The organism is Serratia sp. CY44782, from assembly GCF_052168715.1.
GTDB lineage: Bacteria > Pseudomonadota > Gammaproteobacteria > Enterobacterales > Enterobacteriaceae > Serratia > Serratia nevei.
This window is the reverse complement of the sequence record NZ_JBJNME010000004.1, coordinates 56,307-70,692: the sequence shown is the minus strand read 5'-3', so window position 1 is coordinate 70,692 and position 14,386 is coordinate 56,307. Positions and strand designations below refer to the sequence as shown.

The following is a 14,386-nucleotide window of genomic DNA, read 5'->3' as shown; positions in this document are numbered from 1 at the left end:
CAGGCCACCGGCGGCATTTTTTTATGTCGTTACCCGCCGGCGCGCGCCATGCAACGCTGGCGGCGTTCGTCCACCCGCTTGGCGAACCAGGCGGTGGTCAGCTTGCGGGTGATTTTCGGGCTCTCCAGCTGGATACCCGGCAGCATCTCACGCGGCAGCTTGCCGCCCGCCAGCGCGTAGACCTTCTTATACAGGTCGGTGTCGGCAAAGCCGGCCGTGTCGCCTTTCTCGAGCGCCCGGCGAATGGCGCTGTCGCTCATGTTCAGGCGCTTGCCGAGCGTGCGCACCGCCAGCTCGGTCGAGCCGGGCTTGTCGCTGCCGAAATCGATCAGGTCGCCGTCCAGCGCCAGCGGAATCGCGCTCGCCCGGCTGACCGCGTTTTGGAACGCCGCGTTGCGGCTGGCGTACCAGCCGGCGTTGAAGTCGGCAAAGCGATAAATCGGCCGGCTGTAATCGACCGGATACCCCAGCAAATGCATAATGCCGAAGTACATGCCGCCGCGCCGGCTGAAGACTTCGCGGCGAATCGAGCCGTCGATCGGATAAGGGTACCCTTTGGCGTGCGCCTCGGCGAAGGCGACGCTCACCTGCATCGGGCCGCCGGTATGTACCGGGTTTAAATGCCCGAACAGCTTCTGCCCCATCGGCACGCGGTCGATCATGTCATCGAAGATATCGCTCAGCTCCTTCTCGGTACGCACCTTATCCAACCGCTCGCTGTAGCTCTTCCCGTTCGACGACGAGATCTTCAACGCGGTGTGCACCAAAAAGTTCGGGATGTGCATCTGATCGGCACGGCGATCGATCTCCTTCCAGGCGATCTTCGGCAGCCCCGGCACCTGCGGGTTGGCCTGGAACGTCGACTCCTGTTCGGTCACCGCCAGCACCGAACACAGGTTCTCATCGCTCGGCTCGATGCCCTGCGCGGCGAAGGCGGCGGTAATATCGGTAGCCCAGCCCTGACGATCGCCGGCGTTGGCCGGGATCAGCGTCATCAGTCGGGCTTTGACGTCGGCGGGGCGCGCCGCCGGCGCCGTGGTGGGGGTTTTACTGGTACAGCCCGCCAGCGCCAGCAGCGCGGCCAGGCTCAGCCAACGGAAGGGCGTCGGGTGAAATAAACGAGGTATCGGCATCTTTTCCCTGAACGTGATGACATGAACAGCACTGAAATTAGCCCAGCCGCCGCGCACAATCCAGTATAAAGATATCGCCGCGCCTTCCCGTCAGGCCGCTATGTTCAAACGCCCCATAAAGATGTATTTTATATACATCATATAAATCACTTTGCTTGCCCAGCCAGAGGAGCCCCTTATGGAGCAGCAGCTGCTTTGCTATAAAACCCTGCCGGAATGGAACAGCGACACGCTGCCGGAAGCCTTCCGCCAGCGCCACAACACCCAGAGCGGCACCTGGGCGAAGCTCACCGTCCTGAGCGGCAGCCTGACGTTCGCCATGATGACCGAAGACGGCGCCACCACCGAGACCTGGCAGTTCAGCCCCGAAAGCCAGCCGCCGTTTATCGCACCGCAGCAGTGGCATCGCATCGTTTCCTTCTCGGACGACATGACCTGCCGGCTGGCGTTTTACTGCACGCCGGAAGATTACTACCACAAGAAATACGAACTGACGCGCACCCACTCTGAAGTGATCGAGGCGGCGGCGCGCATCGCGCCGGGCAAGGCGCTGGATCTGGGCTGCGGCGGCGGCCGCAATTCGCTCTATCTCAATCTGAAAGGTTTCGACGTCACCGCCTGGGACAAGCACGCGCCGTCGATAGACCGCCTCAATCAGATCATCGACGCCGAGCAACTGACCCGCCTGAGCGCCAGCCTGCAGGATCTCAATACCCACCGCTTCAGCGGCGAATACGACTTCATCCTGTCCACCGTGGTGATGATGTTCCTCGAACGCCAGCAAATTCCGTCTATCGTGCAAAACATGCAGGACAGCACCGTGCGCGGCGGCCATAACCTGATCGTGGCGGCGATGGATACCGAGGATTATCCCTGCCCGCTGCCGTTCCCGTTCACCTTCAGCCCGGGTGAGCTGAAGCATTATTATCGCGGCTGGGAGATCCTCAAATACAACGAAGACGTCGGCCAACTGCACAAGACCGACGCCGCCGGCAACCGCATCTCGCTGCGCTTCGCCACCCTGCTGGCGCGCAAGCTATAGCGCGTCGTGAAAGATAACCCCCAGCGTGTGGCGTTGGCCGGCGTGTATCCGGCTGACGCCGTGGCGCAGATTGACCCGATAGTAGCCTTTCACTCCCGCCACCGGCCGGTGATGCACGGCGAACACTACCGCGTCGCCCTGCTGCAGCGGCACCACCTCAGGCCGACTCTGCATCCGCGGCCGCTGTTCGGTCAGCACGAATTCGCCGCCGGTGAAGTCCCGTTCAGGGGCGGAAAGTAAAAACGCCACCTGCAGCGGAAACACCCGCTCGCCGTACAGATCCTGATGCAGGCAGTTGTAATCCCCCGCTTCGTAACGCAACAGCAGCGGCGTCGGCCGCCGTTGGCCGGCCCGGTGGCATTCGGCCAGGTAGGCCTCGTGTTCGGCGGGATAGCGCGCCGTCAAACCCAATAAGGTATTCCAGCGGTTGGCCACCGGCGCCAGCCGTGCATACATCAGGCTGCGCACCTCGGCCACCGGAAGCGGCAGCGGATAGGCGAAATACCGGTACTCGCCGCGGCCAAAACCGTGCCGCGCCATCACGACGCGGCTGCGGAAGTGCGCATCGTGCGGGTAGAGCGCCGCCAGCTCGCTGCACAGGTCTTGGCTGAGCACGCCAGGCAGCCGCGCGCAGCCCTGCGCATCGAGTTCGCGTTCGATTGCCGCCCAGTCCAATTCGGCCAGCCGCGCCGCCAGCAGGCCGCTCATCGCTGCGCCTCTTTTTCCAACAAGGCTTGCTTGCGCTCGACGCCCCAGCGATAGCCGGACAAGGCGCCGTCGTTACGCACCACCCGGTGACAGGGGATCGCCACCGCCAGCACGTTGGCGGCGCAGGCGCCGGCCACCGCGCGCACCGCTTTGGGCGCGCCGATGCGCCGGGCGATATCGGCATAGCTGACGGTCTCGCCGACCGGTATCGCCCGCAGCGCCTGCCAAACCCGCTGTTGAAACGCGGTGCCGCGAATATCCAGCGGCAGCGCCAGCCCGTTTTCCGGCGCTTCAATCAACCCCACCACCTGCGCCATCAGCGCTTCATACTGCGCATCGCCGCCGATCAGCTCGGCATTAGGGAACTTATCCTGCAGATCCTGCACCAACCGCTGCGCATCGTCCCCCAGCAAAATGGCGCAGATGCCCACCTCACTCTGTGCCGCCAGGATCTCGCCCAGCGAACAGCGCCCGACGGCGAAATGGATGCGCATGCCTTTGCCGCCCGCCCGGTAAGCCTTCGGCGTCATGCCCAGCGCGGCGTTGGCTTGCTGGTAGAAGCGGCCGTTGGCGCCATAGCCGGCGTCGAAGATCGCGTCGGTCACCGTCTCCTGCTGCGTAAGACCGGTGCGCAGCCGTTGGCTGCGCTGCGCGTCGGCATAGCCTTTCGGCGTCAGGCCGGTGATCGCTTTGAACAACCGGTGGAAATGGTATTGGCTCAACCCGACGTGGCGCGCCAGCGTCTGCAGCGACGGCGCTTTCTCCGCCCGTTCGATATAGCGGCAGGCCTCAGCTATCTGCCGCGCATGCTGCTCCGTCAACGGCGTCAGCCCCTGGCGGCAGCGTTTGCAGGGCCGATAACCCGCTGCCTCCGCCTGCTCGGCGTCGTCGAACAGCTCCACGTTTTGCCGGTTCGGCTGGCGTGACGGGCAAGAAGGTGAGCAATACACGCCGGTGGTTTTCACCGCGTAGATAAAGCGGCCGTCGGCGTGCTTGTCGCGGCTGACGATCGCCAGCCAGCGCGGATCGGCGCTGTCGATTACGTTTTTCATCATCCGTTCCTCACTGCGGTTTCGATGTTAACCAGCATAGTGACGGGCCGTTGGCGAAACACGCCGACTCTTGCTTTTTAATTCGGCGCCGACGTTTTCGACAATGTTTCGACAATTTTTAACCAACAACATGAAGTTTATTACGTTGCCAACCCGGTTGCACAGCGTTAGGATCGCGGCCGGCCACGGGCGTGGCCAGTGTTTTTGCCTGTTAGTTGCGCGCATGGAGAGGTTATTGTGTTAGAGAGTTTTGGCGTCCTGAATTTATGGACCTATTTGGCCGGGGTGGTCTTCATTATCATTCTGCCGGGGCCGAATACGCTGTACGTGCTGAAAACCGGCGTATCGCGCGGCGTGCGCGCCGGCTACACCGCAGCGCTCGGCGTATTCATCGGTGATGCGATCCTGATCTTCTGCGCCTATATCGGCGTGGCTTCGCTGATCCGCACCACGCCGTTCCTGTTTACCCTGGTGCGTTTTCTCGGTGCGATTTACCTGCTGTTCCTCGGCGCAAAAATCCTCTACGCCACCTTCGTGCAGAAGGCACAGGCGCAACAACAGCAGATTGAGGGCGGCCACAGCATTCTGCGCAAGTCGCTGACGCTGAGCCTGACCAACCCGAAAGCTATCCTGTTTTACGTGTCGTTCTTCGTGCAGTTCATCGACTTCAACTACGCGCACACCGGGCTGTCGTTCACCATTCTGGCGCTGATCCTCGAAGCCGTCAGCTTTATCTACATGAGCACGCTGATCTTCTCCGGCGCGATGCTGGCGCATTTCTTCAATCACAAGAAAGGCTTGGCGAAGCTCGGCAACGGCCTGATCGGCCTGCTGTTCCTCGGCTTCGCCACCCGTCTGGCAACCCTGAGTTCGTGATCCCTCCCGGCCGGCACCCGCCGGCCGCGGTTTACTCGTTCGTCACGGCAAAATGACACGCAGGGCAAACCGAATGTCAGGCAGACCAAAGCCGCCGCTTTCCCGCTGATCTAGACTTGCAGGGTTAACGATAACCTGATGAGCCTGATCGGAGGATGTATGTCTGACAATACCGTAGCCGTGCTGGATAGCGTGTCGCGTTTTCTCGATCGTCAGCATGGGCTGTACATCGACGGCCAGTGGCGCGCGTCCGCCGCGGAAGGCCGCCTGGCGGTGTATAACCCCGCCAATGGGCAGCAGATCGCCACCACCGCCGACGCCAACGAACACGACGTCGCGCTGGCGGTGCAGTCCGCCCACAAAGCCTTCAGCGAAGGCGTCTGGGCGCAGCGCCTGCCGGTAGAGCGCGAACGCATCCTGCTGCGCTACGCCGATTTGGTGGAGCAACACGCCGAGGAGCTGGCGCAGCTGGAAACCCTGGAGCAGGGCAAGTCCATCAACATCGCCCGCGCCTTCGAAGTCGGCAGCACCCTGAACTGGATGCGCTACACCGCCGGTCTGGCGACCAAAATCACCGGCCAGACGCTGGACGTCTCCATTCCGATGCCGCCGGGCGCCAAATATCAGGTTTATACCCGTAAAGAGCCGATTGGCGTGGTCGCCGGCATCGTGCCCTGGAACTTCCCGCTGATGATCGGCATGTGGAAAGTGATGCCGGCGCTGGCGGCAGGCTGCTCCATCGTCATCAAGCCGTCGGAAACCACCCCGCTCACCCTGCTGCGCATGGCCGAACTGGCGAGCGAAGCCGGCGTGCCGCCGGGCGTGTTCAACGTGGTCACTGGCCGCGGCACCGTGTGCGGCAAGGCGCTGACCGAACATCCGCTGATCGCCAAAGTCAGCTTTACCGGCTCCACGCCGGTGGGCAAAAGCATCGCGCGCGCGGCGGCGGATCGCCTGACCCGGGTGACGCTGGAGCTGGGCGGCAAAAACCCGGCCATCGTGCTGAAAGACGCCGATCCGCAGCAAGTGGTCGAAGGCCTGATGCTCGGCAGCTTCCTCAACCAGGGGCAGGTGTGCGCCGCCAGTTCGCGGATTTATATCGAAGCGCCGATCTATGACCAACTGGTGGCCGGTTTCGAACAGGCGGTGAAATCGCTGTCGGTCGGGCCTGGCATGGACACCGGCGCGCAAATCAACCCGCTGGTGTCGCTCGCGCACCGCAACAAGGTGGCGGCCTACCTGGACGATGCCCGGGCGAAAAACGCCGAGCTTATCGGCGGCACGGCCGGGCCGGATGCCAACGGCTTCTACATCCCGCCAACGCTGGTGATCAACCCGGACGACAGGCTGAACCTGACGCGCGAGGAAGTGTTCGGCCCGGTGGTTAACCTGATTCGGGTAGCGAGCGCCGAAGAGGCATTGAGCAAGGCCAACGACACCGACTTCGGGCTGACCGCCAGCCTGTGGACCACCAGCCTGCAGAAAGCGATGGCGCTGACGCCGCGCATCCAGGCCGGCACCGTGTGGGTCAACACCCATACGCTGATCGACCCGAACATGCCGTTCGGCGGGTTCAAACAGTCGGGCAGCGGCCGTGACTTCGGCCCGGATTGGCTGGATGCCTACACCGAAACCAAATCGGTCTGCATCCGCTATTGAGTGAGGCGGCGCGGGCCTGGCCCGCGCCCTGACTTATTGATATTGCCGGCGGTACTCGCTCGGCGACATGCCGAAACGCTGCTTGAAAGCGGTCGAGAAATGGCTGTGATCGGCAAACCCCCAGTCGAGGCCGACTCCGGCCAGCTTTTCCTGCCCGGCGGCACTGCGCAGCGCCTGCGCGCACAGATCCAGCCGGCGATTTCTGATGTACTGCGCCACCACCAGCCCCTGGCGGGCGAACAGCCGATACAGGCTGCGCAGCGACACCCCCAACTCGGCCGCCACCCATTCCGGGCGCAGCTGCGCCGACTGAATATGCCTGTCGATCAACGCCAGCGCCTTGTCGAAAACCGGCTGTTGCCCCTCCGGGCGCGCCTGTTCGAGCGCCAGCGCCGGGCGCAGCAGCGCCGCCAGCGCATTCAGCACCGCTTCGCTTTCCGCCGCGGCGAGCTGAGGATCCTGCATGCTGCTCAGCACCAGCTGGCGGCTGAGGCGCACCGCGCTGAGCTCTGCTCCGAGACGCTGGGCACAAGGCGGCGGCACCGGCAGGCAGCCGCGCGGCAACAGCAGTGAGATTTGGCGTGAATCGCTCTGGAAGGTGAAGCTGCTGGGCCGTGAGGCGTCGATCAGCGTGATGTCGCCGGGAGAGAGCACCGTCTGGCTCTCGCCCTGCTCCATCAACGCGCTGCCGCGCAGCTGGAAGACGGTAAAAAAGTGCGCGCCGTCGCTGCGGGCGATCTCGCGCGGCGTGCGGTACAGCCGGGCCTGAGACACGTCGACCACGCTCAGGCGCAGCGCATGGGCGCGGAATTCCTGCATCGCCCCGCTGAAGCCCGGCCCCAGCGTTTTCGCGCAGAATCGGCCGCAGGCGGTGTTGATTTTCCCCAGCCACTCTTCGAAGCCGACGTCCCGGAGCGTTGCCAATGCCGTCATGATCTCTCCCTTCAAACAGCAGCGGTGCTGCGCCGTTGAACAGAAAAACACCATAACAATCCGTTAACACACAATCAATGGCGAGCGGGGGATTTGGCGCCGCGATCACAGTTCACCCGGCGCCCGTCATCAATCCGCCACGAAACCGTCATCTCATCGTCACAGGCCTCGCCAAAGATACAGACTGCTCCCCTTTCACTTTGACACCCTGGACATGATCCGATGAAATCGTTGCAGAAATCCGTTTTAGCGCTGTGTTTGTTTACCACCAGCGCCCTGACCGCGTTCCACGCGCAGGCGGCAGAGGAAGCCCAACCGTTCACCACCGCGCAGCAGGTGGATCTGACCCACATCCTGCCGCCACCGCCGGCCAACGACTCGGCGCAGACCCAGCGCGAACTGCGGGAAGTGCTCGACATGCAGCAGAAACGCACGCCGGAAATGGCCAGCCAGGCCAAGGCGGATGCGGAAGAGAACGTCTGGGTGTACAGCAACGTGATGGGGCCGAAGTTCAACGCCAAAGCGTTGCCGGCCGTGAGCGCCTTCTTCGATCGCATCGTCGCCACCGAAGCGGCGGTGGTCGATCCGGCGAAAGATTTCTGGAAGCGCCCGCGCCCGCATATGCTCGACAGCCGCATCGAGCCGATCGTCAAGCGCTCCAGCTCCGGCTCCTGGCCTTCCGGCCACACCACGCTGGGCACGCTGATGGGCATCACCTTAGCCAATATGGTGCCGGAAAAGCGCGCCGCCATTATGACGCGCGCCTGGCAATACGGTGACAACCGAGTGGTGGCAGGGATCCACTACCCTTCCGATATCGAGATGGGCCGCATCGCCGGCAGCGTGATCAGCCAGCAGCTTTCACAGCAGCAGGATTTCCAGCAGCAGTACCGGCAAGCGCGCGACGAGCTGCGCCAGGCGCTGGATTTGCCTGCGGAAAAATAGACCCGGCGGCTAACACCGGGCCCTGACGGCCCGGTTTAGGGCTGTTTGTCCAACAGGTAACGCACCACCGCCGCGTACTCTTTGGCGTAACCTTCAACGCTGGTGCTAGCCATGCCGGCATTGTCTATCTTGTATTTGCCTGCCACGTAGAACGACGGGGTGCCGCGCACCTCGAACGCTTTCACCGCTTCGTTCTGCTTGGCGATCAATCCTTTGACCAGCAGGCTGTGGCGCGCGTTTTCATAGGTAGCGGCATCGATGCCGGCCGCCGTGAACACCCGCTGAATATCTTCGGCGCCGTTGACGGCGCGCTGTTTCTGCACCGCGTCGAACATCGCCCCTTCAATCTTGTCCTCCACGCCCAGCACCGTCGCCACCGCCCAGGCTTCGGTCAGCTCATTGCCCAATTTGCCCATCAGGCTGACGTGATACTTGGTGACTTTCTCACCGGCGGGCAGCGCCTGAGCAACGGTACTGCCTACGCGGTAGGTTTCGGCAAACTGATAGCAAGGGCCGCAGTAGAAGGAGAAAAATTCCACCACCGCCGGCGTGGCGGCCACCGGCTTATCCAGCCGGGTGTATTGCTCGCCCGCACGGTAATCCGCGGCCTGAACCGCGGGCAACGCCAACATCAATACGACGGCGGCGGCGAACGAACGCTTAACTTTTGCCAACATAAACACTCCTGGTTTCGATTATGAACATCGTCCTTAGCGGCGGTTTTTATAATCAAATAACCGGCAGAAGGCCAGTTTTTATTACCTTCTGTTTATGTGGGATTCAGTCAGCGCCCTTCGTAGCCGTCCCAATAGGCACCTACCGCTTCCTGCGACAGCACCTGGCGACGTTTAGGATTGTCGGAGCCGCTGTAGGCGCGATTGATGAAAATGGTTTTGTGTTCCATGTTCTGCTGGAATTCCGGGCTGCCCAGATAGTCGGCCTTTTTCTGCGCCTCGCTGCGCGCCACGCCCGCCGCGCGATCCTTTTTCCCCTGCTGGTAGAACTGTTCAAACATCGGCACGGCGTTTTTAATGCTGCCATTCACATCGGTGCGGAATTGCGGATCGAAGTCATCGCGCGTTTGATAAACGTAATGCTTGGCATGCAGCTCCGCGCTGCTGAGGTGGTGGGCGCAGGCGCTGAGCGCCAACAGCGGCAACAACAGCGCCGCGCTTTTCAGTCTTTTCATGTCGTCTGTCCCTGTCAGTGAGGAAGGTCCTTTAGCGCCAAGAGCATAGCGCCGGCCCCCGGTGAACGTCAAACGACAAAAATCGCATCACATTGTTTTATATTAATATTATATACATTGATTGGTATTCATTGCCTGAAACACTATGCTTTAACAGAACAGGGTAAACACTCACCGACAGCGAGGCGGCCAATGAAACCGATCGACAAAAACGTGGGGGAGTACGACCTCACGGCGGAAAAAAAAGCGGGCATGATCACCGGCACCATCCGCGGTGAACTGCCGGACAGCGACGCCAACCTACCGCTGGTGCCCTTCTCCGGCACCTTCGCCGGCCCGAGCGTGGCCGACGCCATCGCCGATATCCAGCAACAGTTCCCCGACATCGAACCGGCGATTATCGACGACTTGCGCGAGGAACTGCTGAAGGCCGGTTTCTAAACCGGATCGCGGTGCCGTACGAACGGGCTGTAGACCGGCGCGCCGGGCTTCAGCGCCAGATCGGCGTCAAAATCGTCATTGCGGTTGAACGGTACCGCCGGCCAGGCGGCAAGATCGCTTAAGCCTTCCCGATACGCCTGCGTCACCTGCGCCAAAGCGGCGTTCTGCGCCCGCCGCTCCTCGCCCGCCAACCCGCCGCGCACGCCATGGACCAGGAACGGCTCCAGCACGCTAAAGCCGATATAGTGCAGCGCATGCATGATCGGCCACAGCATCAGCCGCATATCGCCGTCGCGCCCGTCCGGCGCGCAGGCCTGAGCGGAAGCGCCGGCGGTAACGGTCAGCAGCGCCCGTTTGCCGCGCATCACGCCGTTCTCATGGCGGTGGCGGCTGTCGTACACCCCGCCGTAAACGAACACCCGATCCATCCAGCCTTTGAGGATGGCCGGCGCGCCGAACCACCAGAAAGGGAACTGCAGCACCAGCGTATCCGCCCAGCGCAGCAGCTCGATATGCCGCCGGATCTCCGCCGGCAGCGCCTGGATCGTCCAGTGATGGCGCTGCTCCTGCATCGCATCGAACCGGTCTGCCTGCTTTCTGCTGGGGTAATGGCCGGCGCCTTCGCGCGGATCAAACCCCTCCTGATACAGATCGACCGTCTTCACCTGGTGCCCCTGCGCCAGCCAGGCCTGCCGCGCCTGTTCGACCAAATGGGCATTGAAAGAATGCGGCTCGGGGTGAGCCAGCACAATCAGCACGTTCATCCTGTTTCTCCCGCGGTAAGGTGATGCTGCTATGCTGTGGCTTTATCGCATCCTTGGCAATTACGCACCTGAAGGTAACCCCCATGGCCTATCCCGGCGACGTCTATTCGAGTAAATGCTCCGCGCGCGATGCGCTGGCGCTGATTTCCGGCAAGTGGGTGATGCTGATCCTGCCCGCGCTGGCGCAGCGGCCGATGCGCAACGGCGAGCTGCTGCGCCGCATCGACGGCATTTCACAGAAGGTGCTGACGCAAACGCTGCGCCAGCTGGAACGCAACGGGCTGCTCGAACGGCTGGATTTAAGTGAAAAGAATCAGGCGCATGTGGAATACCGGCTCAGCGCCGTCGCCTGCTCGCTGGTCGAGACGCTGACGGCGCTAGACAGGTGGGCGGAATACCATTTCCCCGAGCTGGACGCCGCTCGCGAGCGCTATGATGCCGACCGCAAGCGCGCGGCCGATTAAAGCGGTTTGGCCCGCAGCGTCTCGCCGCTGCGCACGAAGTTGCCCGCCCCCAGATGATGAATCGTATGCAGATCCGCATTGGCGGCGGTGAAGTTCCAGCGCCCTTGCTGGAACACCCGCTCGTCCGCCGCCGCGCTCAGCACCTCGCCGAAGCAGGTGTCGTATTTTTCCTGCGCGCCGCTTTCCGGTAATAAGCGGCACTCCAGCCACGCCACGCAGCCCTGTTCGATCAGCGGCACCTGCAGCGTAGCGCTCGGCGCTGCGGCGATGTGAAAGCGGGCGAACTTGTCGTCATCCAGCCCGGACACGCTGCCGACCGCGTAGGTGGCGTCGATGAACATGGCCGCCGGCACGCAAATGCCGAATGCGCCGCTCTCCTCGATCATTTGCCGGCTGTGCGCCCCTTTGTCCACCACGATGGCGATGCGCGGCGGGCTGAACTCCACCGGCATCGACCAGGCGGCGGCCATCACGTTGCGTTTGGCGCCGTCGCGGCTGCGGCTGGTGATCAATACCGTCGGGCCGTGGTTCAGCAGGCGGCTGGCGTGTTCGAGGGCGACAGGGCGAAAGTGGCTCATCGGGAAATCCTTGCGAGTGACTGATTGTTCCGCAGTGTAGATCTACGCCATAAAGGCAAGCAACGCGGGGCGCACAGAATGCGCAGTTGAGACGCTTGTTCCCCGTCTCGCCATCCGTTATCTATAGTTAAATCAATTCGCCGGTAACGGCCCACTCCACCTGAGGATCTTGCCTTGACGTTTTTAAAACACCCTATCGCCGGATTGGTGCTGGCCGGCTGCGGCCTGCTGTCGGCGGGCGGCGCGCTGGCCGCTTCCGATGCGCTGGTGTACTGCACCGTCGCCTCGCCGGAATCGTTCAACCCGCAGCTCTCCAGCTCCGGGCCGACCTTTATCGCCACCTCGCAGCTGCTGTACAACCGCTTGGTGACGCTGCGCGAAAGCGATAAAGCGCCCGCCCCGTCGCTGGCTACCGAGTGGAACGTCAGCCCGGACGGCAAGACCTATACCTTTACCCTGCGCCAGGGCGTGAAATTCAACAGCAACAAATACTTCACCCCGACACGCGACTTCAACGCCGAAGACGTGGTGTTCACCGTGATGCGGCAGAAGGATCCCGCTAACCCGTATCACAAGGTCTCCGGCGGCAACTATGAATACTTCACCGACATGGGCCTGGATAAGCTGATCACCCAGGTGGAAGCGGTGGACGAGCATCACGTACGCTTCACGCTGAGCCAGCCCAACGCCGCCTTCGTCGCCGACTGGGCGATGGATTTCGCCTCGATCCTGTCCGCCGAATACGCCGACGCAATGTTGAAAAAGGGCACGCCGGAATACGTCGACAACTGGCCGCTCGGCACCGGGCCATTCGCGCTGCAGCAGTACAAGCAGGATTCGCTCATCCGCTACATCGCCAACCCGCACTACTGGCAGGGCGAAGTGGCCAGCAAGCATCTGATCTTCTCGATTACGCCGGATCCGCAAACCCGGCTGGCCAAGCTAAAGACCAACGAATGCCAGATCATCCCCGCGCCGCTACCGGAACAGTTCGCCGCCATCAAGGCCGACGGCAACCTGCAGCTGCACGACATCACCGGGCTGAACGTCGGCTATCTGGCGTTCAACACCCAGAAAAAACCGTTCGACAACCTGCTGGTGCGCCAGGCGCTGAGCTATGCGGTGGACAAGAAAGCGATCGTCGCCGCAGTGTTCAAAGACAGCGGCACGCCGGCCAACTCGCTGCTGCCGCCGGGCATGCTGGGCTACAACGATAAACTGCCGGAGTACGCCTACGATCCGCAGAAGGCGCGCGAGCTGCTGAAGCAGGCCGGGCTGGAGCAGGGCTTTGAGACCGACATCTGGTCGATGCCGGTACAGCGCCCCTACAACCCGAACTCGAAGCGCATCGCCGAGATGATCCAGAGCGACTGGGCGAAGGTGGGCGTGAAAGCCAAGATCGTCACCTGGGAGTGGGGCCAGTATCTGGCCGGGCTGCGCAAAGGCGAACAGCAGAGCGCACTGTACGGTTGGGTGTCGGACAACGGCGATCCGGACAACTTCGCCACCCTGCTCGGCTGCGCCGGGGTGCAGAGCGGCGCCAACGTGGCGCGCTGGTGCGATAAGGATTATGACAGCCTGATCCAGCAGGCGATTCAGGAGAATCAGCCGCAGACGCGCGCCAAGCTGTATCAACAGGCACAGGTGATCTTCGCCAAACAGGCGCCGTGGCTACCGCTGGCCACCGGCAAAGTGTTCTACGCCACCCGCAGCAACCTGAGCGGCTACGTGGTGGACGTGAACGGCAGCGACTTCGCCAAGGCCAAATTAAACTGATCCCAGGCGCCGCGGCGAGAGCTGCGGCGCTACCCGCCTCATCGCTTAGTAAGCTGCCAGCCTCTGAACCTACCGCGCATTAGCTTCACAACTTACGATGCTAACCCCCCCTGCCGCCAGGCACTTAACCCACTAAATTCATAGCTTAATAAGCGGATTAATCCCTGGCATTTTGCTTAAACTGCGCACAGGCGCTTTCCTCACCTGTAACATTTCGTTACCATCGACGCACAGACCCTTTAACATCAAAAGGTAACCCGGTGCAGAACACCTACATGCCGTGGCAAATTCGCCTGCACTGGCTGGTGGCGATCCTGCTGGTCATCACCTGCGTCACCATTGAGCTGCGCGGCTTTGCCGAACCGGGCAGCGCTCCCTGGTACGTGCTGGTTGTCACCCACTTCAGCTGCGGCGTAACGGTGTTTGCGCTGATGATCGCCCGCCTGTTCCTGCGCTGGCGCCACCCTTCGCCCGCTATCGTGCCCAAACCGCCGAAGTGGCAAACCGGCCTGGCGCACCTGACGCACACCCTGATTTACCTGCTGCTGCTAACGCTGCCGGTACTGGGGGTGTACTCGCGCTATCTGGGCGGCAAGGAGTGGTATCTGTTCGGCCTGCCGATGCCGTTCGCCGACGTGGCGGATCGGCCGCAGGCGCGGATGATTATCGGCTGGCACAAAACGCTGGCGTCGTTCGGCTACTGGCTGATCGGCCTGCATGCTGCCGCCGCGCTGTTCCACCACTATATCGTCAAGGACAATGCGCTGGTGCGCATGCTGCCACTGATGAAAAAGCGCTGACTACCCGGCGCCAGGGATGAATTTTC

At 62.3% G+C, this 14,386-nt stretch carries 16 protein-coding genes; 8 read left to right on the top strand and 8 right to left on the bottom strand.

Going from position 1 to position 14,386, the window contains the following annotated elements; all coding sequences use genetic code 11:
* Positions 1-29: 29 nt before the first annotated feature.
* Positions 30-1,133 (bottom strand): DUF1615 domain-containing protein, encoded by a 1,104-nt coding sequence (locus ACJ8HT_RS08565; protein WP_197652315.1) that lies wholly within the window; start codon positions 1,131-1,133, stop codon positions 30-32.
* Positions 1,134-1,311: 178 nt separating this feature from the next.
* On the opposite strand from ACJ8HT_RS08565, the gene tehB reads away from it, so the two are divergent.
* On the top strand, positions 1,312-2,175 hold the full coding sequence (tehB, locus tag ACJ8HT_RS08560; protein WP_197652316.1) for an SAM-dependent methyltransferase TehB: 864 nt from the start codon (positions 1,312-1,314) through the stop codon (positions 2,173-2,175).
* Here tehB and ACJ8HT_RS08555 read toward each other — a convergent pair.
* Both ACJ8HT_RS08555 and ada read right to left on the bottom strand, forming a co-directional pair.
* On the bottom strand, positions 2,170-2,883 hold the full coding sequence (locus ACJ8HT_RS08555) for a 2OG-Fe(II) oxygenase (RefSeq protein WP_187322057.1): 714 nt from the start codon (positions 2,881-2,883) through the stop codon (positions 2,170-2,172). The two genes, tehB and ACJ8HT_RS08555, sit on opposite strands and share 6 nt — an antisense overlap.
* Positions 2,880-3,935, bottom strand: coding sequence for a bifunctional DNA-binding transcriptional regulator/O6-methylguanine-DNA methyltransferase Ada (gene ada, locus ACJ8HT_RS08550; RefSeq protein ID WP_060440615.1), 1,056 nt, complete (start codon positions 3,933-3,935; stop codon positions 2,880-2,882). The genes ACJ8HT_RS08555 and ada overlap by 4 nt, the downstream gene beginning before the upstream one ends.
* A gap of 237 nt (positions 3,936-4,172) precedes the next feature.
* On the opposite strand from ada, the gene leuE reads away from it, so the two are divergent.
* Complete coding sequence (gene leuE, locus ACJ8HT_RS08545; protein WP_016928933.1) at positions 4,173-4,811, top strand: leucine efflux protein LeuE; 639 nt, start codon at positions 4,173-4,175, stop codon at positions 4,809-4,811.
* Positions 4,812-4,970: 159 nt separating this feature from the next.
* Positions 4,971-6,470: an aldehyde dehydrogenase family protein gene (locus ACJ8HT_RS08540; RefSeq protein ID WP_197652317.1), complete on the top strand. Its 1,500-nt coding sequence runs from the start codon at positions 4,971-4,973 to the stop codon at positions 6,468-6,470.
* Positions 6,471-6,503: 33 nt separating this feature from the next.
* On the opposite strand, the gene feaR is transcribed toward ACJ8HT_RS08540, so the two are convergent.
* Positions 6,504-7,403 carry a transcriptional regulator FeaR gene (gene feaR / locus ACJ8HT_RS08535; protein ID WP_197652318.1) on the bottom strand — a complete coding sequence of 300 codons (900 nt, stop codon included), beginning with the start codon at positions 7,401-7,403 and terminating at the stop codon, positions 6,504-6,506.
* A gap of 222 nt (positions 7,404-7,625) precedes the next feature.
* Here feaR and ACJ8HT_RS08530 point away from each other — a divergent pair, with 222 nt between their 5' ends.
* Complete coding sequence (locus ACJ8HT_RS08530) at positions 7,626-8,348, top strand: acid phosphatase (protein ID WP_110157350.1); 723 nt, start codon at positions 7,626-7,628, stop codon at positions 8,346-8,348.
* Between the two features lie 35 nt (positions 8,349-8,383).
* Here ACJ8HT_RS08530 and ACJ8HT_RS08525 read toward each other — a convergent pair whose 3' ends face one another.
* The gene (locus tag ACJ8HT_RS08525) at positions 8,384-9,025 is read right to left on the bottom strand and encodes a DsbA family protein (RefSeq protein WP_197652319.1); all 642 of its coding nucleotides are present in this window, start codon (positions 9,023-9,025) and stop codon (positions 8,384-8,386) included.
* Positions 9,026-9,132: 107 nt separating this feature from the next.
* Positions 9,133-9,537 carry an Exc2 family lipoprotein gene (locus ACJ8HT_RS08520; RefSeq protein WP_197652320.1) on the bottom strand — a complete coding sequence of 135 codons (405 nt, stop codon included), beginning with the start codon at positions 9,535-9,537 and terminating at the stop codon, positions 9,133-9,135.
* Positions 9,538-9,729: 192 nt separating this feature from the next.
* Here ACJ8HT_RS08520 and ACJ8HT_RS08515 point away from each other — a divergent pair, with 192 nt between their 5' ends.
* A complete protein-coding gene (locus ACJ8HT_RS08515) occupies positions 9,730-9,978 on the top strand; it encodes a hypothetical protein (protein WP_038873128.1) in 249 nt (82 codons plus the stop codon).
* On the opposite strand, the gene ACJ8HT_RS08510 is transcribed toward ACJ8HT_RS08515, so the two are convergent.
* Positions 9,975-10,742: an NAD(P)H-dependent oxidoreductase gene (locus ACJ8HT_RS08510; protein WP_195879874.1), complete on the bottom strand. Its 768-nt coding sequence runs from the start codon at positions 10,740-10,742 to the stop codon at positions 9,975-9,977. The genes ACJ8HT_RS08515 and ACJ8HT_RS08510 overlap by 4 nt on opposite strands.
* An 83-nt stretch (positions 10,743-10,825) precedes the next feature.
* Between ACJ8HT_RS08510 and ACJ8HT_RS08505 the strand changes: the two genes are divergently transcribed.
* Complete coding sequence (locus tag ACJ8HT_RS08505; RefSeq protein WP_038873124.1) at positions 10,826-11,206, top strand: winged helix-turn-helix transcriptional regulator; 381 nt, start codon at positions 10,826-10,828, stop codon at positions 11,204-11,206.
* On the opposite strand, the gene ACJ8HT_RS08500 is transcribed toward ACJ8HT_RS08505, so the two are convergent.
* Positions 11,203-11,784, bottom strand: coding sequence for a flavin reductase family protein (locus ACJ8HT_RS08500; protein WP_033641194.1), 582 nt, complete (start codon positions 11,782-11,784; stop codon positions 11,203-11,205). The two genes, ACJ8HT_RS08505 and ACJ8HT_RS08500, sit on opposite strands and share 4 nt — an antisense overlap.
* Before the next feature lie 174 nt (positions 11,785-11,958).
* Between ACJ8HT_RS08500 and ACJ8HT_RS08495 the strand changes: the two genes are divergently transcribed.
* Positions 11,959-13,560, top strand: coding sequence for an ABC transporter substrate-binding protein (locus tag ACJ8HT_RS08495; RefSeq protein ID WP_197652321.1), 1,602 nt, complete (start codon positions 11,959-11,961; stop codon positions 13,558-13,560).
* Positions 13,561-13,835: 275 nt separating this feature from the next.
* Positions 13,836-14,360, top strand: a complete 525-nt coding sequence (gene cybB, locus ACJ8HT_RS08490) for a cytochrome b561 (protein WP_072265465.1) — start codon at positions 13,836-13,838, stop codon at positions 14,358-14,360.
* The last annotated feature ends 26 nt before the right edge of the window (positions 14,361-14,386 follow it).